The organism is Stenotrophomonas africana (assembly GCF_013004645.1).
GTDB classification, from domain to species: Bacteria; Pseudomonadota; Gammaproteobacteria; order Xanthomonadales; family Xanthomonadaceae; genus Stenotrophomonas; species Stenotrophomonas africana.
On record NZ_JABEME010000004.1, the window covers coordinates 348,255 to 367,073 of the forward strand.

An 18,819-nucleotide genomic window follows, 5' to 3' on the forward strand; every position below is an offset into this window, starting at 1 on the left:
AGCATCGGCCCATGGATTCCCTGACCCAGATCGTGCTCGGCGGCGCCGTCGCTGCTGCCATCGCCCCGCCCGGCCACCGCCGCGCGGCCCTGCTGGCCGGTGCCGCGCTTGGCACCCTGCCGGACCTCGACGCCCTGTGGCTCGGCTTCACCGCCGCCGACCCGGTGGCGAACATGATCGAGCACCGCAGCTTCAGCCATTCACTGCTGGTGCTGCCCTGGGTGGCCGCATTGATCTGGTGGTTGTTCAAGCGCTTCGGCAACGGCCGTGTCGCGCAATCACCGATGCGCTGGTTCTGGGCGATCCAGCTGGCGCTGGTCACCCATCCGCTGTTGGATGCGTTCACCGTTTACGGCACCCAGCTGTGGTGGCCGCTGCGGCCACACCCGACGATGGGTTCCAGCGTCTTCATCATCGATCTCGGCTACACGGTATGGCTGCTGCTGGGCTGCGTGCTGGCCTGGTTTGGCCGTGCCCGCCCCTGGGCTGGCAAGGTGCTGGGCGTGGCCCTGCTGCTCAGCAGTGCCTATCTGGGCTGGGGCCTGATCGCCAAAGCGCAGGTCGACCGTGCCGCGCAGCAGAGCCTGGCGGCGATGGGCCTGGGCGATGCACCGCGCTTCTCGGTGCCGATGCCGTTCAACACCCTGCTGTGGCGGGTGGTGGCGATGACACCGAATGGCTACGTGGTGGGTGACCGCTCGCTGGTGGCCGACCACGGGCCGATGCAGTTTGAAGGCCACGCGTCCAACGTGCAGGCCTTGCGCGAAGCAGAACGCATCCCGGCGGTGCAGCAGCTGACGTGGTTCAATCGCGGCTTCATGCGAGCACAGGTGCTGGACGGGCGGCTGGTGCTGAGCGACCTGCGCATGGGGCTGGAGCCGGACTACACGTTCAACTTTGTCGTGGCTGAGCAGGTCGACGGCCAGTGGCGGCCAATCACGCCCGGGCAGGTGCGGGCGGATTACAGCAGTCCCGCCGCGCGCGCCGACGCCGGGCGCCGGCTTGCCGCGATGTGGCAGCGCATCTGGCACGAGCCGGCAGCCTCCGCGACCGGTGCCGCGCACCCGTAGGTCCACGCCATGCGTGGATGGCGGGACCATCGGCAGTGCTGCGTTGGCTCAATACACCGTCGCGCGGCCCTGCACGAACGAGAAGAAGAACACCGCGTTCGGGTCGTTCTGCACCAGGCGGAACTCGCGACGCATGCCTTCCACGGTGTCCTCGTCCACCGAGCCGGCCTGTAGCAGCTGGTCGGCCGCCGACAGCAGCAACTGTTCCCAGAACGCGATCATCGTCTTGCGGCGTGCCGGTTCGCGGTTGTCCAGGTGGATGGTCTTGATCTCGGTGTGCACATCGCGGAAGCCGCCGGCCAGCAGCAGGTTGCCCAGCTTGGCGCCGACGAACGGGTCACCCCCGTGGTCGTACTGGAAATCGTTGAAGGCCATCCAGTAGCGCCAGATATGCGGCGAATACGGATCGAGCAGGAACGAGGCATTCATCACCTCGGTGATGTACACCGGCGAACCCGGTGCCAGCACGCGGCGCACTTCGCTGAGTACGCGTGCCGGGGACGGAACGTGTTCCAGCACCCAGCACAGGAACGCCGAATCGAAGCTGCGTGCCTCGAACGGCAGCTCGCCGGCATCGGCCTGCTGCAGGGTGTAGCGGTCGCTGCACCACGGCGTGCGCGCCAGGTTCTCGCGCGCGGTGGCCAGCTGCGTTTCGCTCAGGTCCACGCCGGTCACGTGCAGCTCGGGGAAGCGGCGCAGCAGGATTTCGGTCTGTGCGCCGACGCCGCTGCCGACTTCCAGCAGGCGCCGCGCGCCGCCGTAGTCGATCTGGCCGAAGATGCTCGATTCCAGCAGGCGTGCCTGGGTCATCAGGCGCTGCTGCTCGGTGCCGGAAAAGCCGTGCAGATAGGTCGGGGAAGAGATCGGCGGCGTCATGGTGGGCTCTTGTAGCGTCGAGCGTGCTCGACTGCTCTGGAAATTCAGTCGAGCAAGCTCGACTCTACGTAACGAAGTGGTCGGAAAGGTTGCGGGCCGTACGCTCAGGCCGCCGAAGACAGCGCCGTTTCCCCGCCGATCAGGCGGTCGAAGTACTCGGTGGTCAATGCGATCTGGCTCTGCGGATCTTCGGCACGGTTGACCACGGCGCGGAAGGCGGCGTTCTCCGGCCGGTCCCTGGCATACCAGCCCAGGTGCTTGCGCGCGATGCGCACGCCCTGCGGCTCGCCATAGAACGCGTGCAGTGCGTGCAGGTGGCCAAGCAGGATGTCGCGCACTTCGGCCAGCGACGGCGGTGCCAGTTCCTCGCCGGTGGCCAGGTAGTGCGCCACTTCGCGGAAGATCCACGGCCGGCCCTGCGCCGAGCGGCCGATCATCACCGCGTCCACGCCGGTCTGCTCCAACACAAAGGCGGCCTTCTGCGGCGAATCAATATCGCCGTTGGCGATCACCGGAATGCGCAGCGCAGCCTTGATCTCGCCGATCGTGGCGTACTCGGCCTGGCCGGTGTAGTGCTGGTCGCGGGTACGGCCGTGCACTGCCAGTGCCGCGATACCGCTGTCCTCGGCGATGCGCGCGATCAGCGGGCCATTGCGATGGTCGCAGTCCCAGCCGGTGCGGATCTTCAGCGTGACCGGCACGTCCACCGCGTTGACCACCGCTTCGAGGATGCGTGCCACCAGCTGCTCGTCGCGCATCAGTGCCGAACCGGCCCAGGCGTTGCACACCTTTTTGGCCGGGCAGCCCATGTTGATGTCGATGATCTGCGCGCCGTGGTCGACGTTGTAGCGCGCGGCCTCGGCCAGCTGCTGCGGTTCGGTGCCGGCGATCTGCACGCTGATCGGGGCCGGCTCGCCGTCATGGTCCATGCGGTGGATCGACTTGCGCGTGTTCCAGAAGCGCGGATCGCTGATGGTCATTTCCGAGGCGGCCAGACCCGCGCCCAGCCGTTTGCACAGCAGGCGGAAGGGCTTGTCGGTGACGCCGGCCATGGGCGCCAGCACGACGTTGGGGGCAATGGTGTAGGGGCCGATCTGCATGCGCCCATTGTAGGGCGCGGGCGGCGGTACGGCCGTGTCAGCCCCGCCCCGGTTCAGGCCCATCGGCACCGACCTCATGCCGTACCGGCATCAGCAGATGCTTGACGGTTGCTTCCGCCGCCCCCAAGGGCGGGCGATGGTAGGCGGCTAGCTCAGGCTCTGCCAGGCCTGCCGGGTCCCCAGCGCGAAGGCCAGCCCCAGGCAGAGGCAGACCAGTGAACTGGCTACCCAGAAGCGCCGGCCGTTGTAGCCGGGCCGGAGCAGCGCCAGTCCAAAGCCCATCGCCGCGCGCAGCAGCAACAGCAGGGCGATGCCCGTCAGGACCAGACGACTGGCCGGCAGCGGCGAATGCCAGCCCGCGGCGGCCAGTGCGTACAGCGCCCAGGCCACCAGCACGGCAGTAATGCCGGCGGTCATCAGCGGCGGCCACCAGTGCCCGGCCTGTGCCAGCCGGACCATACGCTGGCCAGCACCGAAGTACCTGTACCAAGGGGCACCGAAGGCGATGCAGCCGATATGCAGCAGGGCCGCGATGGCACTGCCGGCGGCCGCGACCAGCAACCAGGGGAATCCGTCCATGTCCTGCCCGTGCAAGGAAGCTGCGCGGATGGTGGGCGAGGGGCAGGGTGTGGGCAATGCGACCGGCAGTCGCAGCCGTTCGATGCGACGGCCGGTGATGGCGCTGTCCTCAGCGCGGCGGATCGATCTGCAACCCGGCGCCGAGACGGTCCAGCGCCACGTCCACGCGTGGCAGCCGCTGCCGGCCCTGCGACCACAACAGGCGCAGCGGCAGGCCGCGGCAGTCCAGCGACGGCAGGATCGAGACCAGGCTGCCGCGCGCCAGCGCGTCATCGACCAGCCAGGTGGCCAGCTGCGCGATGCCAAAGCCGGCCTCGACTGCCGCCACCTGGGCCTCGGCGCTGCCAACCACCAGGCGCGCGCGGGCCTGCAGCGGTGTACTGCGCTGCCCGCCATCGGCCACCTGCCACGGCCCGATGCTGCCGTCCGCGCGTCCGAACAACACACCGTCATGCCCGGCCAGCTCGGCCGCCGAGCGGGGCTGGCCATGCCGAAGCAGGTAGGCCGGGGAGGCACAGAAGCGCAGGCATTCGTAACCGAGCAGGCGGCTGCCCAGCGTGGCGGGGAGCGGCTCGGGACCGCCGATGCGTACGGCGAGGTCGACGCCGTCCTCGGCGAGGTCGCTGAAGCGGTCGCTGAAGGTCACCTGCGGGTGCAACTGCGGAAACTCGGCGGCCAGCTGCAGCAGCAATGGCCAGACTTTGAGGCGCCCGAAGGTGGCCGGCGCATCCACCCGCAGGCGGCCCACGGGAGCGTCTGCATGCGAGACCAGCACCGACTCGGCATCGGCCAGTTCGCCCAGCACCCGTACGCAGGTGCGGTAGAAGCCCTCACCGGCCTCGGTCAGGCGAAGGCGGCGCGTGCTGCGTTCGAACAACCGCGCTCCCAGCCGCGCCTCCAGCCGTGCGATGGTCTTGCCCACCGCCGAACTGGTCAGGTGCAGGCGTTCGGCGGCGGCAGTGAAGCTGCCGGCATCGGCGGTGGCGACGAAGGCCTCGATGCCGCGCAGGCGCTCGGTGGGAAGCATGGAGAATGTCTGTCCGGAATCGACGGAAAACATAGCAGTAATCGGAATCCAGGGAGGAAATAGGCTGGCGGCCCCTGTTCTGATGCCCGCCCATGTCCTCCCTTGATTCCGCCGTGGCCGCTGTCCGCGCCAACGCTCGCGCACGTCTTTCGGTCGTCCTGCTGGCGGTGTCCGCCTTCGTCATCGTCACCACCGAGTTCCTGATCGTCGGCCTGTTGCCCGCTCTGGCGCGCGACCTTGGCCTGGGCATTGCCCGTGCCGGGCAGCTGGTCACCTTGTTCGCGTTCACCGTGATGCTGGCCGGGCCACCATTGACCGCGCTGCTGTCACATGTCGGCCGGCGCCGCCTGTTCGTGGCCATCCTGCTGTTGTTCGCGGGTTCCAACGCGCTGGCCGCGATGGCCACGCAGTCGTGGCTGCTGGCGCTGGCGCGGGTGCTGCCGGCACTGGCCCTGCCGGTGTTCTGGGGCACCGCCAGTGAGACTGCCGCGCAGCTGGCTCCTGCAGGGCAGGGAGGTCGTGCGGTCGCGCGGGTCTACCTGGGTATCACCGCCGCAATGCTGTTCGGTATCCCTATGGGTACATTGGCCGCCGACGCCCTTGGTTGGCGCGGTAGCTTCTGGCTGTTGGCCGTTCTGTCGCTGTTGATGGCGGGCGCGCTGGCAGTGTGGATGCCGGACACCGTGGCCGGACCGCGGCGCGCGCTGGGCGAACAGGCACGAGTGCTGCGCCAGCCGCAGTTGCTGGGCCATGTGCTGCTGTCGGTGCTGGTGTTCACCGCGATGTTTGCTGCCTACACCTACCTGGCCGATGTGCTGGAGCGGCTGATGCAGGTACCGGCGGCACAGGTGGGCTGGTGGCTGATGGGCTTCGGAGCTGTCGGGTTGATCGGCAATGCACTGGGTGGGCGCTGGGTCGATCGCGCGCCGCTGGGCGCGACCCTGATGTTCTGCGCGGTGCTGGCGCTGGGCATGCTGGCCAGTGTCGGGCTGGCCGGCCACGGCACATTCGTGCTCATCGCACTGGCCCTGTGGGGCGTGGCGCATACCGCGTTGTTCCCCTTGTGCCAGGTGCGGGTGATGCGTGCGGCGCCCCAGGCGCAGGCGCTGGCGGGAACCTTGAATGTGTCCGCGGCCAACGCCGGAATCGGCCTGGGCGCGCTGCTGGGAGGTGGGGCCATCGAACGCTTCGGGCTTGCCTCGCTGGGCGTGGTGGCCGCTGCCGTGGCGCTGCTGGCAATCGTCGCGGGCCTGCTGCTGCGGCGGCTTGCCCGGTCTCGTTCATCCATGCATGGCGTCGATCTGCCTCATTGAAAGGCAAACAAAAAAGCCCGGGTGTCTGCACACCCGGGCTTCTTCATCCACGCGTGGCGTGGATCTACTTTGCTTCAGCGTCGGCCGGGGTGAAGCGCGGCATGGCTGCAGCAGCGCCTTCCTTCTCGGTCGAACGGCCGGCGAACTGGTTGGCGAAGCGCACGTGGCGGGCGAACGGGGCGTCGGCCACCTGCGCCAGCGACGCGGCCAGCGCACCGTTGAAGGCGTCACCGGCACCGGTGGTGTCGATGGCCTGCACCTGTTCGGCACCCACGCGGTAGTACGGCTGGGTATCGCCGCGCAGGTTCTCGTCGGCATGCGACACGAACACGCCCACCGAACCCAGGGTCACCACCACCGTGCCGTTGCCGACCAGCTTGCGGCACAGCGCATGCAGGCTGGCGCCATCCAGCGCCGCGACGTCGTTGGCATCCACACGCTCGCCCACATGGCGGCCGAGCAGGGCGGCGAACTCGGTCTCGTTCGGGGTGATCACGTCGGCCAGCTTGAGCAGGCCGATGGTCGAGGGGGCATCGGCCGGTGCGGTGTTGAGCACGGTGGTGACGCCGGCCTCGCGGGCCGTGGCCAGTGCCGCTTCGATGGTCTGCACCGGCGATTCCAGCTGCACCAGCACCACCTTGGCGCTGGTCAGCAGGGCCTGCTGCTGTTGCAGGAAGTCGGTGCTGAGCGCGGCATTGGCACCCGGGCCGATCACGATGGTGTTGCGGCCACGGGCATCGACATAGATGCCGGCGGTGCCGGTTGGTTCGCTGCTGGCTTCGGCGATCAGGCCGAAGCCGTCCTGCGCGGCCAGCTCACGGGCGGTGGCGCCACCAGCGTCATCGCCCAGCGCGCACACGAAGTGAGTGTCGGCACCCGCGCGGCAGGCCGCCACGGCCTGGTTGAAGCCCTTGCCACCGGGGCCGGTGCTGTAACGGCCGGCAATGGTCGCACCCGGTGCCGGCAGCGACTCGCACCGCCACACGTGATCGACATTGAAGGAACCGACGACAACGACACTGCTGCTCATAGGGAATCTTTTCTCAACCAAGGGTTCAACTGAAGTGCGTCAGCACGCCGGCGATGGTCGCCGTCATGAAGGTGGCAATGGTACCGCCCAGCACGGCGCGCAGGCCGAACTTGGCCAGGTCGTGGCGACGTTCCGGGGCCAGGCCGCCGATACCGCCGATCTGGATCGCGATCGAGCTGAAGTTGGCGAAGCCGCACAGCGCGTAGGTTGCGATCAGTCGACCTTCCTCGGACAGGCTCACGCCGGCGATCTGGCCGTTCACGATCTGCGACAGCTCGGTGTAGGCCACGAACTCGTTGATCACGACCTTCTGGCCGATCAGCGAACCAACGGTGGTGGCATCGGCCCACGGGGTGCCGATCACCCAGGCGATCGGGGCCAGTACGTAGCCGAAGATGGTCGACAGGTTGGTCGGCTTGCCGATGGCGGCGGCCAGGCCGGTCACATCGCCGATCCAGGTCAGCGGTGCGTTCAGCAGCGCGATGAGGGCGATGAAGGCCAGCAGCATCGCGCCGATATTCAGCGCCAGCTTCAGGCCGTCGCCGGCGCCGGCAGCGGCCGCGTCGATGATGTTGCTGGAGGTCTTTTCGACTTCCATCTTCACCGTGCCGCGGGTGAGCGGGGTGCCGGTTTCCGGAATCAGCAGCTTGGCCACGACCAGGGTGGCCGGTGCGGCCATGATGCTGGCCGCCAGCAGGTGCTTGGCGTAGAAGGCCTGCTGCGCCGGATCACCGCCGCCGAGCATGCCCACGTAGGCCGCCAGCACGCCGCCGGCGATGTGCGCCATGCCGCCGATCATCATGGTCAGCAGCTCGGACTGGGTCATCTTGGCGATGTACGGGCGCACGGTCAGCGGCGCCTCGGTCTGGCCGATGAAGACGCTGGCGCAGACGCTGGTGGTTTCCGCACCCGACACGCGCATCACCTTGGTGATCGACCAGGCCATCACGCGCACGATGCCCTGCATGATGTTGAGGTGGTACATCACCCCCATCAGCGCAGAGAAGAAGATGATGGTCGGCAACACCTGGAAGGCGAAGATGAAGCCGTAATTCTTGGTATCCATCAACGAGCCGAAGATGAAGCCCGAGCCCTCGTTGACGAAGCTGAGGATCTTGACGAAGCCCTTGCCCAGCGCATCGAACACATCGCGTCCGCCCGGCACCAGGATCACCAGCGCCGCGAAGGCGATCTGCAGGGTGATACCGGTGGCAACCAGCTTCCAGTCAACCGCGCGCTTGTTATTGGAAAACAACCAGGTGATGCCGATCAGCACCGCCAACCCGAACAGGCCGAAGCCGATCCTGCCCAAACCTTCGACCATGTGAGTGACTCCCCTGGGGCGTCGCGAAAAACGGGAAGCCTAGTGCAGGGCAGGGGCCGGGGCAAGAAAAAGCAGCGTGTGCGCGGCCAACGGTACCGATCAGGCCAGCAACGGCAAGGGCTTGCGCCTGGCGGCGGCAGGTAGAATGGGGTTCGATCCCGGCCCGGATGCGGGCCCGCAACAGGAGATTCGCATGCAATACCGTCGCCTGGGCTCCACCGGCCTGCCGATTTCAGCCTTGTCCTTCGGCGCCTGGGTGACCTTCGGCGACCAGGTCCCGCGCGATGAGGCCCGCAACCTCGTGGCCGCCGCCTGGGATCATGGCGTCAACTTCTTCGACAACGCCGAGGGCTATGCCAACGGCCGCGCCGAACAGGTCATGGGTGACGTGATCACCGACCTGCGCCTGCCGCGCGACGGCTTCTGCGTGTCCAGCAAGGTGTTCTTCGGCAGCGCCAAGGACCCGCGGCCGACCCAGCGCGGCCTGTCGCGCAAGCACGTGACCGACGCCTGCCACGCCGCGCTCAAGCGCCTGCGGGTGGACTACCTGGACCTTTATTACTGCCATCGCCCGGATCCGGATGCACCGATTGCCGAGACCGTGCACGCCATGGACACTCTCGTGCGCCAGGGAAAGATCCTCTACTGGGGCACCTCGGAATGGTCGGCGGTGCAGATCCAGCAGGCGCTGGACATCGCCGAGGCGCGCAACCTGCAGGGCCCGTCGATGGAGCAGCCCCAGTACAACCTGCTGCACCGCGAACGCGTCGAGGTCGAGTATGCGCCGCTGTACGCCCGCGCTGGCCTGGGCACCACCATCTTCTCGCCGCTGGCCTCGGGCCTGCTCACCGGCAAGTACGACCGGGGCATCCCGGCCGACGCTCGGCTGGGGCGGGAAGGCATGGAGTGGCTGCAGGATCTGGTGCTGGGGGACGACACCGAGGCCCGCCTGGCCCAGGTGCGTCGTTTCAGCGAGGTGGCGCGCGTGCTGGGGCACGCCCCTGCCACGTTGGCCATTGCATGGTGCCTGCGCAACCCGAACGTTTCCAGCGTGATCCTCGGCGCCAGCCGGGTCAGCCAGCTGCTGCAGAACCTGAAGGCACTGGACGTGCTGGAGCAGGTCGACGCGGGCGGCTGGGCGCAGGTCGAAGCCGTCTTCGCCTGAACCCTGGGGCCGACCGGGCCTCGGGGGCCTCGGTCGGGCCGCCTTGGCCGAGGGAACAGGAACGGGAACGGTAGAGTCGACTGTTAGTCGACTGCTTCGAATAACCGACTGCTTCGAGCAACAGCAGTCGACTAACAGTCGACTCTACATACCTGCCTCGCCATTTAATTGATGCGATCTATCGAATTTCGGAATTCGATCATTAATCTCATCAATGAAAGTGAGAATGGTTGTTGATTGTCAACTGAGAATCATTATCATTTAACTCGTCCCTCGCACGAGTCCAGATGCTCATGAATGCTCAACCTGTACTGCTGCGCCCCGAAACGCTGACCCTCCGCGATCGTCCCGTCCGTGTCGTTCCGCCGGAAGAGGTCATCGACAGCGAAGCCCTGCTCAAGGGCCGTCGTGAAATCCTGATCCAGCACGGCGACCGCTTCTATCGCCTGCGGCACACCAGCAACGACAAGCTGATCCTGACCAAGTAATCGCGGTCTGGTCGCCCGCCTCCCTCCCTCCTGCCGGCAGCGCCGACAGGGTGGGCGACCCGTCCGCTCCCGCTCTCTCCCCCTCGGTCTACCGCGTGCACCTTCCAGGTGTGCCGGTAACCGGGGGTTCCCCTGCCTGACCGAACGAACCCGATGACCCGCCATACCTCCCTTTGCCTTGCTGTCTGGATGGCGCTGCCGCTGTCCGCCCATGCCGCTGCCACTGCCGCGCCCGATGCGCGCGAATTCGATCGGGTGCAGGTCACCGCCACCCGCACCGAGCGGGCCGTGAGTGACGTGGCGGCCACCGTGGACGTCATCGACCGTGAGCAGATGGACCGGCACCTGGTGCAGGACATCAAGGATCTGGTGCGCTACGAGCCGGGCCTGTCGGTTACCCGCAGCGCGACCCGCTTCGGCCTGGATGGTTTCCGCATCCGTGGCCTGGACGGCAACCGCGTGCGCATCCAGACCGACGGCATCGTCATGCCGACCCGGTTCGACATCGGTGCGTTCGCCAGTTCCAACCGCAACTTCACCGACCTCGATACGCTCAAGCGCGTGGAGATCGTGCGTGGCCCGGCCAGTTCGCTGTACGGCTCCGATGCACTCGGTGGCGTGGTCGCGTTCGTGACCAAGGACCCGGCCGACTACCTCAAGGACGGCAAGAACAGTTACTTCGGCCTGAAGTTCGGCTACGACGGCGAGTGGAAGGGCCTGCTCGGCGGTGCCACGGCCGCTTTTGGTGGCGACCACTGGAGCGGCCTGGTCAACGTCAACCACCACCAGGGCCAGGAAACGGACAACAAGGGCACGGTACGCAGCGACAACGACACCCGCACCGCGTCCAATCCGCAGGATCGCGACGGCCGAAGCCTGCTCAGCAAGCTGGTCTATGCACCGAGTGAAGACCAGCGCTTCCGCTTGACCGTGGAAGGCAACGAAGACACCACCGATACCAACGTGCTGTCGGCGATCGCCAGCGTTGCGCCGCGGCCGGGCGCGACGGCTGCGGCCACTGGCATGACGTCCCACGACACCCAGAAGCGCACCCGCATCTCCTTCGCCCACGAGATGGATGCGCTGGACCAGCCGTTCGCCGACAGCCTGCATTGGCAGGCGTACGCGCAGAACAGCGAGACCCGGCAGCAGACCGACGAGACCCGCACCGACGGCAGCCGCCGCCACCGCGTGTTCTCCTTCGACCAGCATGCCTATGGCCTGCAGGCGCAGTTCAACAAGGCGTTCACCACCGGCAGCATCGAGCACGCGTTGACCTACGGTTTCGAAGGCACCCGTACCGAGATCCGCCAGAAGCGCGACGGCTACCAGGTCAGCAAGGCTGGCGTGGTCAGCAACACGGTGCTGCCGGACACCTTCCCGGTGCGTGACTTCCCGATCAGCAAGACCACCGAGCTGGGCCTGTATGCACAGGATGAGATGCGTTTTGCCGATGGCCGGTTGTCGCTGGTGCCGGGCGTGCGCGTGGACCGCTATGAGCTGAAGCCGGAAGTGGACAGCATCTTCGCCGAAGACAACCCGACCACGGCCGTGGCGCAGCTGAAGAAGACCAGCGTGTCGCCGAAGCTGGGCATGGTCTGGCGCTTCACCGACCAGTGGTCGCTGTTCGCCGGTTATGCGCGTGGCTTCCGTTCGCCGCCCTACAACGACGTCAACATCGGCCTGACCAACGTGGCCTTCGGTTACACCGCCATCGCCAACCCGGACCTGAAGCCGGAAACCAGCGACGGCTACGAGCTGGGCCTGCGCTTCATCGCACCGGCGGCGTACGTCAGCGTCAGCGGCTACTACAACGACTACAAGGACTTCATCGAGTCCAACGTCAACACTGGCCGCAACGCACAGGGCCTGATGGTGTTCCAGTCGCAGAACATCGCCGACGCGCGCATCTACGGCGCGGAAATGAAGGCCGGCATCGAGTTCGGCGAACTCAGCCCGGCGCTGAAGGGCTGGGCGCTGCGCAGTGCGTTGGCATGGTCGCGTGGTGACAACCGGACCGATGACGAACCGCTGGCCTCGGTCGACCCATTACGCGGCACGCTGGGCCTGATGTACGACACCGATACCTGGGGCGTCGAACTGGCTGGCACCTTCGTACAACGCAAGAACCGCCTGCCGCCGCCTGCTGCGCAGACCAATCCGAACGCACCGGCGCCGTTCGTCTACCAGCCGGCCGGCTACGGCGTGCTGGACCTGATGGCGCACTGGAACTTCGCACCGGGTGCCACCTTCAATGTCGGCGTGTTCAACCTGGCCGACAAGCGCTACATCGAATGGTCGTCGATCACCCCGAGCCTGATCACCAATCGCGCACTGAGCGATCGTTACAGCAGCCCGGGCCGCACCTTCTCCGCCAGCCTTGCCGTTTCCTGGTGACCTCATGAGCCGAGCACTGTCCGCACGCAGGAATGATTCCATCGCCGCGCCGCACAGCGCGGCCTGGCCGACCCCGGCACAGCTGGCCACGCTCGGCACCGTGTTGTGCCTGTACCACGCCGACGGCAACGAGCTGGGCGGGTGGCGCCAGGCCGTACGCGTGCACGCCTGCCAGGGCGTGGACAGCGAGGGCCTGCGCGAAAGCCTGTGCTTCCTTGATGGCCGCGGCCGCTGCGTGTGGCGCCTGTACCTGCTGCCGGACAGCGACTTCCTGGCCTGGGACCGGCTGGTAGCCGCGCTGCCGCCGGGACCGGAACACGACAGCGATGGCAGCGTCGGCGAACGCCTGTGGCGGCGCCTGGCCGGCCATCTCGGTGGCCAGCGCTGGCGCCTGTGCGCGCTGCGCCTGCATGCCGCCGACGACGGGCGCACGCTGGCTGCCAGCCTGTCGACCCTGTCTTCGCTGGGCGCGGCCACCGCGCGCCGCATCGCCCGCCTGGAAAACGCTGAAGGCGAACTGGCGATTGACGACTGCTGCTGTGCCGATGCCGCGCGGCGTCCGGCGCTGCGGGTTCCCGGCGACCTGCCGCTGATCCGCCTGTGACCCTCTCCTGATGGAACGCCCGTTGGCCACGGATGGCCGCTCAATGAATCTGCAACCCCGAAGGAAGACCCTGATGAAGTTCCAGACAGCCAGCGCGATGCTGCTGCTCGCCGCCAGCGGCGCGGCCGGCGCGCAGCCCTCCGATATCGCTCGTGACCACGACAGCATCCTCGCCATGCAGGGCGAGTACACCGTCGATTTCGCCTTCGACGAGACCGTGCTGCTGAAGCCCGGCTACGAGCGTGCGCCGGCGATGCGCAGCGGCGGCAGCGAAGTGGTCATCGTGGTCGAGGACACCCCGAAGCGCATCGTGCTGCAGCACCTGCTGCTGGATGAAAAGAGCGGCCACATCACCAAGCACTGGCGTCAGGACTGGGTCTACGAAGCACCCAACCGCTTCGAATTCAGTGCCGACCAGACCTGGAAGGTGCGCAGCATTCCGGCGGCGGTGAACCAGGGCGCCTGGACCCAGTGCGTGTACGAAGTGAGCGATGCACCGCGCTACTGCGGCACCGGCAGCTGGACCTACACCAACAACGTGCCGAGCTGGACCAGCGATCTGAGCTGGCGCCCGCTGCCGCGCCGTGAGTACACCAAGCGCAGCGACTACAACGCGCTGGCCGTGGTCAACCGCCACACGCTCACGCCCAATGGCTGGACCCACGAGCAGTTCAACACCAAGGTGAAGCGCAACGCCGACGGCAGCCAGGTGGAGATCGCACGCGAGTTCGGCTTCAACGACTACGTGAAGACCACCGAAGTCGACTTCACCCCGGCGCGTGACTACTGGAAGGCCACTGCCGGTTACTGGGCCAAGGTGCGCCAGCGTTGGGACGGCTTCCTCGGCCAGGCCCCGGGCGTGCACCTGAAGACCAAGATCGACGGCATGGCGATGATCATTCCGCTGTTCACCCAGGCCGAAGAAATCCAGTCCGGCAAGAAGGTGAAGGACAAGCAGATCGACGAAGTGTTCGCCAAGTACGTGGAAAAGGCGCCGAAGGAAGGTTGATCGGCGCGATGGAGATGGGTGCCGGGTGTACCCGGCACCGCATCCACCTGCTTCCGGTGGGTGCCGGGCTTGCTCGGCACGCCGTCCGGAGGCGCAACCGATTCAGGCCTCGCGCAGCGCCAATGCCGGCGGCGTATGCAGGATCGCCCGCGTGCCCCACCAACCCGCCAGCAGGCTCAACCCGATGCCGACCACGCCGCCGATCAGCAGGCCCGGCCACGGCGGCAGCAACGGCAGCTCGAACACCTTCTGCGAGACCGCCACACCGATGGCAGCGGCCGCACCCACTGCAAGCAACGCGGCCAGCGTGCCCAGTGCGCCGAACTCCACCAGCACCGCACCGCGCAGCTGGCGCCGGGTCGCGCCCAGCGTGCGCAGCACCGCGCTGTCGTAGCGGCGCTCGCCCGCCGTGGCCTGCAGCGCGGCCAGCAGCACCAGCACGCCGGCCAGCAGGCTGAACACCATCACCAGCTGCACCGCCTGCGCGACCCGCTCCATCACATCGCGCACCTGCGAGATCACCGCGTCCACGTCCAGCAGCGACAGGTTGGGCTGCGCGCGTACCAGCTCGCCCAGCCCGGCCGCCCTGCCGGCCGGCAGATGGAATGCCGACAACAGGTTGTGCGGGGTGTCGCCCACCGCGTTGGGATTGAGCAGCACGAAGAAGTTCGGCCGGAAGGTGTTCCAGTCGGCCTTGCGCACACTGGTGACGGTGAACTCGCGCTCCTGCTCGCCGACTGCAATGGTGATGCGGTCGCCCGGATACACGCCGTAGCGCTTGGCCCAGCCGATTTCAACCGACGCCTCCGGCGCCGTGCTGTCGGGCGTCCAGAAGGTGCCGTTCATCAGCGTATTGGCCGGCGGGAAGCTGCTGCGCCAGCTGAAATTCAGCGGCCGGTTCTCGTCATCGTCATCGCGCTGGCCGCCCTGCGCCGGTTGCCCGTCCTGAACGGGCTCGCGGTCCACGCGCAACGGCGGCTTGCCGTTGATGGCGATCAGGCGGCCGGTCGCCATCGGTTCGATGCTGGCGTCGTTGGCCCCCAGTCCGCGCAGCGCGGCCAGCACGCTGTCACGCTGTTCGGGTTGGATGTTGATCAGGAAGTAGTTCGGCGTGTCCGCCGGCAGCCGCTCGCGCCACTGCTGCAGCAGGCCGGGGCCGGTCACAGCCAGCAGCAACAGCGCACACAGCGACAGCGACAGCCCCACCAGCTGCATCACGGCCAGCAGGCGGCGCCGCGTCAGGGCGGCCAGGCCCAGCCGCCAGTGGCCGTGCAGGCGGTGCTGCAGGCCGCGCAGCAGCTGCAACAGCACGAAGCCGACCACGCCGGCGGCCAGCGCCAGCGCGGCCAGGCCGCCCAGCACCCACAACGCCAGCTTGAGGTCGTCGGTGACCTGAACCGCCAGCAGCAGGCTGGCCGCCAGTGCCGCCACGTAGGCCAGCAGCGAGGCCGGCGGCAGGGCGGCGAAGGAGCGGTTGAGCACGCGCATCGGCGGCACCCCGCGCAGGCGCAGCAGCGGCGGCAGGCCGAAGCCGAACAGCAGCAACAGGCCGATGCCGGCGCCGGTCAGCGCCGGCATTGCCTCGGGCAGCGGCAAGCGCTGCGGCACCAGGCTGCCCAGTACCTGCACCAGACCTTCCTGCGCCGCCATGCCCAGGCCGATGCCGAGTGCGCAGGCCGGCACTGCCAGCATCAGCAGCTGCAGTGCCAGACCGGACAGAATGTCGCGCTGGCGCGCGCCCAGGCAGCGCAGGATCGCCACCTGGTCGATGCGGCGCAGCGCGAAGCGGTTGGCCGCCAGCGCCGTAGCCACGCCGGCCAGCAGCACCGCAAGCAGCGCGCTGAGGCCGAGGAAGCGTCCGGCAAGATCAAAGGCCTGGCGCACACCGCGCTGGGTGTCGTCCACGCTCAGCAGGCGAAGGCCCTTCACCTGCGGCAGCAGCCATTGCCGCAGCGCAGCGATCTGGTCGGCTGCTCCGGCGAACATCAGCCGGTAGTTGATGCGGCTGCCGGGGCCGAGCAGTCCGGTGCCCTCCACATCGGCGCGGTTGACCAGCAGGGTGGGGGAGAGCGTCAGCAGGTCGCCGCCGGCATCGGGCTCGGCCTCGATGATGCCGGCGATGCGCAGCGTGCCGGCGCCGAATTCGAGGTCATCGCCGGCCTTCAGCCCCAGTCCCTGCAACAGGCGCGGGTCGGCATAGGCCTGGCCCTTGGGCGGCATGCCGGCCTCGGCGATCAGGGCGCCGCCGGGTGTGGCCCGCACCCGTAGCGTGCCACGCAGCGGATAGCCCGCCTGCACCGCCTTGATGCTGGCCATCTGGCTGGCATCGCCGTTGAACAGCACGCTGCCGAAACTGGCGATACGGGTGTGGGCCAGTCCACGCCGCTGTGCCTCGTCGGCGAACGCCTGCGATGGATCGTCGCGCCCGGCGATGCCGAGGTCGCCGCCGAGCATTTCCGCCGCGCTGCCGGTCAGCGCCAGGTTGACCCGGTTCACCAGCGTGCCCACTGCGGTCATCACTGCTACGCCCAGCACCAGCGCGGCGAACACCGTCAGCAGGTCGCCGGCCAGCGCCTCGCGGCGCAGCGCGCGCCACGCGTGCCGCAGCAGGTTCATGCCTGCGCCCCGCGCTCGACCGGCAGCAGGCGGCCGTCGTCGATGCGGTGGATGTACTGGCAACGCTGGGCCAGGCGCAGGTCGTGGGTGACCAGCACCAGGGTGGTGCCGCTGCCGGCGTTGAGTTCGAACAGCAGGTCGCTGATGTGCTGGCCGGTGGCGTGGTCCAGCGAGCCGGTCGGTTCATCGGCGAACAGGATGCGCGGGCGGGTGACGAAGGCACGTGCCAGCGCCACGCGCTGCTGCTCGCCGCCGGACAGCTGGCGCGGGTAATGGCGGGCGCGATGGGCCAGGCCGACCTGGGCCAGCACCTCATCGACGCGCGCGCGGTCCTCGCGCCCGGCCAGCTCCAGTGGCAGCGCCACGTTCTCGGCGGCGGTCAGCGCCGGCAGCAGGTGAAAGCTCTGGAACACGAAGCCGACCTCACGCGCGCGCAGCTGGGCGCGAGATTCCTCATCCAGTGCCGCCAGATTCTGGCCGGCCAGGCTGATGCGGCCTCGGCTGGGCAGGTCCAGCCCGGCCAGCAGGCCGAGCAGGGTGGTCTTGCCGGAACCGGAGGCGCCGACGATGGCCGCGCTGGTGCCTTCATGGACGGTCAGGGTGATGTTGTCCAGTATGTGGACTTCACCCTCCGGGCCCTGCACGGATTTGCCGACCTGGTCGACGGCGATGGCAACGGACGCGCTGCGGGGGGACAGGCTGTCGATGAGGAGACTCCAATGCGCAAGACGGGATGGAGCCGGCGAGCCGGCGTGATGATGGTGCTGCTGCTAGGGTTCCTGCTGCTGCCCGGGCCGGCCTGTGCCAAAGGTCCGGCCGGCACCGTGCTGGTCCTCGGCGACAGCCTCAGTGCAGCCCACAATATCCCCGCCGACGCCGGCTGGGTCAGCCTGCTGCAGCAGCGGGTCAGGCAGCAGTCGAAAACGCCGGCGCGCATCGTCAACGCCAGCATGAGCGGGGAGACCACCGCCGGTGCGCTCACCCGGCTGCCAGGCCTGCTGGCCAAGGAAAAACCGACCGTGGTGGTGATTGCCCTTGGCGGCAATGACGCGCTGCGCGGACTGACCCCGGCGCAGGTGCAGGGCAACCTGGAAAGGATGGTGCAGGCCAGCCAGAAGGCCGGTGCCAAGGTGCTGCTGCTGGGCATCGACGTACCGCCCAACTACGGACCGGCCTACCGCCAGCGCCTGGCGGCGGCCTACAAGGCGCTGGCCACGCAGTACAAGGTGCCGCTGCTGCCGTTCCTGTTGGAGGGCGTGGCCCTGCAGCCGGGCATGATGCAGGCCGACGGCCTGCACCCGACCGCGCAGGCGCAGCCAAAGGTGCTGGACAACGTCTGGCCGCTGCTCAGGCCGCTGCTCTGAACCGTTTGTGTACCTCTTGACGGAACTTCACATCGCGTCCACCGTCGATCCGGCATGTTTCACAAAGCTGAAGTTAGAGGGAATCACATGCGTCAGACGAAGGAGACCTCCGGCTTGGTGCTGGTGGTCGAAGACAACCGCAACATCTCCGAGATGATCGGGGAATACCTGGAAGGTCGCGGCTTCGAAGTCGACTATGCACAGGACGGCCTGGATGGCTACCGCCTTGCGGCGGAGAACAGCTATGACGTCGTGGTGCTCGACTTGATGTTGCCGCGCCTGGATGGCATCGAAGTGTGCCGTCGCCTGCGCAACGATGCGCGCAAGTCCACCCCGGTGCTGATGCTCACGGCACGCGACACGCTGGACGACAAGCTCACCGGCCTCGGTTTCGGCGCCGATGACTACCTGACCAAGCCGTTCGCGATCCAGGAGCTGGAAGCCCGCCTGCGCGCGCTGATCCGCCGCGAACGTCGCCAGGTGGGTTCGGAAGTGCTGAAGGTCGCCGACCTGGTGCTCGATCCGGTCAGCATGCGTGCCACCCGTGCCGGTACCGAGCTGCAGCTGTCGCCGATCGGCCTGCGCCTGCTGACCATCCTGATGCGCGAATCGCCGCGCGTGGTCACCCGCCAGGAGATCGAACGCGAGATCTGGGGCAACGGCCTGCCGGACTCGGACACCTTGCGCAGCCACCTGTACAACCTGCGCAAGATCATCGACAAGCCGTTCGACCGTCCGCTGCTGCACACCGTGCAGAGCGCCGGTTACCGCATTGCCGACATCGCCCAACCGATGGCCTGAGCAGGGCCGCCACAGGTGCAGGAACAGGCGTGGCCGGGCAATCGCCACGCACCCGG

Annotated in this window: 17 protein-coding genes; 9 read left to right on the forward strand and 8 right to left on the reverse strand. The window is 67.9% G+C overall.

Annotation, left to right across the window (positions count from 1 at the left end):
* Positions 1-11 precede the first annotated feature (11 nt).
* The gene (locus tag HLA98_RS10145; protein ID WP_057501054.1) at positions 12-1,070 is read left to right on the forward strand and encodes a metal-dependent hydrolase; all 1,059 of its coding nucleotides are present in this window, start codon (positions 12-14) and stop codon (positions 1,068-1,070) included.
* A gap of 48 nt (positions 1,071-1,118) precedes the next feature.
* Here HLA98_RS10145 and HLA98_RS10150 read toward each other — a convergent pair whose 3' ends face one another.
* The 4 genes from HLA98_RS10150 to HLA98_RS10165 form a co-directional block, all read right to left on the reverse strand.
* Positions 1,119-1,946: a methyltransferase domain-containing protein gene (locus HLA98_RS10150; RefSeq protein ID WP_057501055.1), complete on the reverse strand. Its 828-nt coding sequence runs from the start codon at positions 1,944-1,946 to the stop codon at positions 1,119-1,121.
* Between the two features lie 104 nt (positions 1,947-2,050).
* A complete protein-coding gene (gene dusB, locus HLA98_RS10155) occupies positions 2,051-3,046 on the reverse strand; it encodes a tRNA dihydrouridine synthase DusB (RefSeq protein ID WP_057501065.1) in 996 nt (331 codons plus the stop codon).
* Between the two features lie 147 nt (positions 3,047-3,193).
* Positions 3,194-3,625 (reverse strand): hypothetical protein, encoded by a 432-nt coding sequence (locus HLA98_RS10160; RefSeq protein ID WP_057501056.1) that lies wholly within the window; start codon positions 3,623-3,625, stop codon positions 3,194-3,196.
* A 109-nt stretch (positions 3,626-3,734) separates the two neighbouring features.
* Positions 3,735-4,652 (reverse strand): LysR family transcriptional regulator, encoded by a 918-nt coding sequence (locus HLA98_RS10165; RefSeq protein ID WP_057501066.1) that lies wholly within the window; start codon positions 4,650-4,652, stop codon positions 3,735-3,737.
* 92 nt (positions 4,653-4,744) lie between these two features.
* Between HLA98_RS10165 and HLA98_RS10170 the strand changes: the two genes are divergently transcribed.
* Positions 4,745-5,965: an MFS transporter gene (locus tag HLA98_RS10170; protein WP_057501057.1), complete on the forward strand. Its 1,221-nt coding sequence runs from the start codon at positions 4,745-4,747 to the stop codon at positions 5,963-5,965.
* Between the two features lie 64 nt (positions 5,966-6,029).
* Here the strand turns inward: HLA98_RS10170 and HLA98_RS10175 are convergent, their stop codons facing one another.
* Entirely contained in the window at positions 6,030-6,995 is a 966-nt protein-coding gene (locus HLA98_RS10175) for a ribokinase (protein ID WP_049414049.1), read from the reverse strand.
* A 25-nt stretch (positions 6,996-7,020) separates the two neighbouring features.
* Positions 7,021-8,319 carry a NupC/NupG family nucleoside CNT transporter gene (locus HLA98_RS10180; protein WP_049448970.1) on the reverse strand — a complete coding sequence of 433 codons (1,299 nt, stop codon included), beginning with the start codon at positions 8,317-8,319 and terminating at the stop codon, positions 7,021-7,023.
* 193 nt (positions 8,320-8,512) lie between these two features.
* Between HLA98_RS10180 and HLA98_RS10185 the strand changes: the two genes are divergently transcribed.
* The 5 genes from HLA98_RS10185 to HLA98_RS10205 all read left to right on the forward strand — a co-directional run bounded on the left by HLA98_RS10185 (position 8,513) and on the right by HLA98_RS10205 (position 13,982).
* Positions 8,513-9,484, forward strand: a complete 972-nt coding sequence (locus tag HLA98_RS10185) for an aldo/keto reductase (RefSeq protein ID WP_057501067.1) — start codon at positions 8,513-8,515, stop codon at positions 9,482-9,484.
* A 293-nt stretch (positions 9,485-9,777) separates the two neighbouring features.
* A complete protein-coding gene (gene hemP, locus HLA98_RS10190) occupies positions 9,778-9,972 on the forward strand; it encodes a hemin uptake protein HemP (RefSeq protein ID WP_005412278.1) in 195 nt (64 codons plus the stop codon).
* Positions 9,973-10,125: 153 nt separating this feature from the next.
* Entirely contained in the window at positions 10,126-12,369 is a 2,244-nt protein-coding gene (locus HLA98_RS10195; RefSeq protein WP_351159752.1) for a TonB-dependent hemoglobin/transferrin/lactoferrin family receptor, read from the forward strand.
* A 4-nt stretch (positions 12,370-12,373) separates the two neighbouring features.
* On the forward strand, positions 12,374-12,973 hold the full coding sequence (locus HLA98_RS10200) for a ChuX/HutX family heme-like substrate-binding protein (RefSeq protein ID WP_049448974.1): 600 nt from the start codon (positions 12,374-12,376) through the stop codon (positions 12,971-12,973).
* Between the two features lie 73 nt (positions 12,974-13,046).
* Entirely contained in the window at positions 13,047-13,982 is a 936-nt protein-coding gene (locus tag HLA98_RS10205; protein WP_057501059.1) for a DUF6607 family protein, read from the forward strand.
* Between the two features lie 102 nt (positions 13,983-14,084).
* Here the strand turns inward: HLA98_RS10205 and HLA98_RS10210 are convergent, their stop codons facing one another.
* Complete coding sequence (locus tag HLA98_RS10210; RefSeq protein WP_057501060.1) at positions 14,085-16,598, reverse strand: ABC transporter permease; 2,514 nt, start codon at positions 16,596-16,598, stop codon at positions 14,085-14,087.
* On the reverse strand, positions 16,595-17,242 hold the full coding sequence (locus HLA98_RS10215; RefSeq protein ID WP_080392899.1) for an ABC transporter ATP-binding protein: 648 nt from the start codon (positions 17,240-17,242) through the stop codon (positions 16,595-16,597). The genes HLA98_RS10210 and HLA98_RS10215 overlap by 4 nt, the downstream gene beginning before the upstream one ends.
* A 75-nt stretch (positions 17,243-17,317) precedes the next feature.
* Between HLA98_RS10215 and HLA98_RS10220 the strand changes: the two genes are divergently transcribed.
* Complete coding sequence (locus HLA98_RS10220; protein ID WP_057501061.1) at positions 17,318-17,962, forward strand: arylesterase; 645 nt, start codon at positions 17,318-17,320, stop codon at positions 17,960-17,962.
* Positions 17,963-18,049: 87 nt separating this feature from the next.
* On the forward strand, positions 18,050-18,763 hold the full coding sequence (locus tag HLA98_RS10225) for a response regulator transcription factor (RefSeq protein WP_002811889.1): 714 nt from the start codon (positions 18,050-18,052) through the stop codon (positions 18,761-18,763).
* The last annotated feature ends 56 nt before the right edge of the window (positions 18,764-18,819 follow it).

Bases quoted from the DNA above. Each gene is read 5' to 3' on its own strand.
- HLA98_RS10210 (WP_057501060.1), bottom strand. From the start codon at position 16,598: ATGAACCTGCTGCGGCACGCGTGGCGCGCGCTGCGCCGCGAGGCGCTG.
- HLA98_RS10225 (WP_002811889.1), top strand. From the start codon at position 18,050: ATGCGTCAGACGAAGGAGACCTCCGGCTTGGTGCTGGTGGTCGAAGAC.
- HLA98_RS10165 (WP_057501066.1), bottom strand. From the start codon at position 4,652: ATGCTTCCCACCGAGCGCCTGCGCGGCATCGAGGCCTTCGTCGCCACC.
- HLA98_RS10160 (WP_057501056.1), bottom strand. From the start codon at position 3,625: ATGGACGGATTCCCCTGGTTGCTGGTCGCGGCCGCCGGCAGTGCCATC.
- hemP (WP_005412278.1), top strand. From the start codon at position 9,778: ATGAATGCTCAACCTGTACTGCTGCGCCCCGAAACGCTGACCCTCCGC.
- HLA98_RS10220 (WP_057501061.1), top strand. From the start codon at position 17,318: ATGCGCAAGACGGGATGGAGCCGGCGAGCCGGCGTGATGATGGTGCTG.
- HLA98_RS10145 (WP_057501054.1), top strand. From the start codon at position 12: ATGGATTCCCTGACCCAGATCGTGCTCGGCGGCGCCGTCGCTGCTGCC.
- HLA98_RS10175 (WP_049414049.1), bottom strand. From the start codon at position 6,995: ATGAGCAGCAGTGTCGTTGTCGTCGGTTCCTTCAATGTCGATCACGTG.
- HLA98_RS10195 (WP_351159752.1), top strand. From the start codon at position 10,126: ATGACCCGCCATACCTCCCTTTGCCTTGCTGTCTGGATGGCGCTGCCG.
- HLA98_RS10170 (WP_057501057.1), top strand. From the start codon at position 4,745: ATGTCCTCCCTTGATTCCGCCGTGGCCGCTGTCCGCGCCAACGCTCGC.
- dusB (WP_057501065.1), bottom strand. From the start codon at position 3,046: ATGCAGATCGGCCCCTACACCATTGCCCCCAACGTCGTGCTGGCGCCC.
- HLA98_RS10180 (WP_049448970.1), bottom strand. From the start codon at position 8,319: ATGGTCGAAGGTTTGGGCAGGATCGGCTTCGGCCTGTTCGGGTTGGCG.
- HLA98_RS10205 (WP_057501059.1), top strand. From the start codon at position 13,047: ATGAAGTTCCAGACAGCCAGCGCGATGCTGCTGCTCGCCGCCAGCGGC.
- HLA98_RS10200 (WP_049448974.1), top strand. From the start codon at position 12,374: ATGAGCCGAGCACTGTCCGCACGCAGGAATGATTCCATCGCCGCGCCG.
- HLA98_RS10185 (WP_057501067.1), top strand. From the start codon at position 8,513: ATGCAATACCGTCGCCTGGGCTCCACCGGCCTGCCGATTTCAGCCTTG.
- HLA98_RS10150 (WP_057501055.1), bottom strand. From the start codon at position 1,946: ATGACGCCGCCGATCTCTTCCCCGACCTATCTGCACGGCTTTTCCGGC.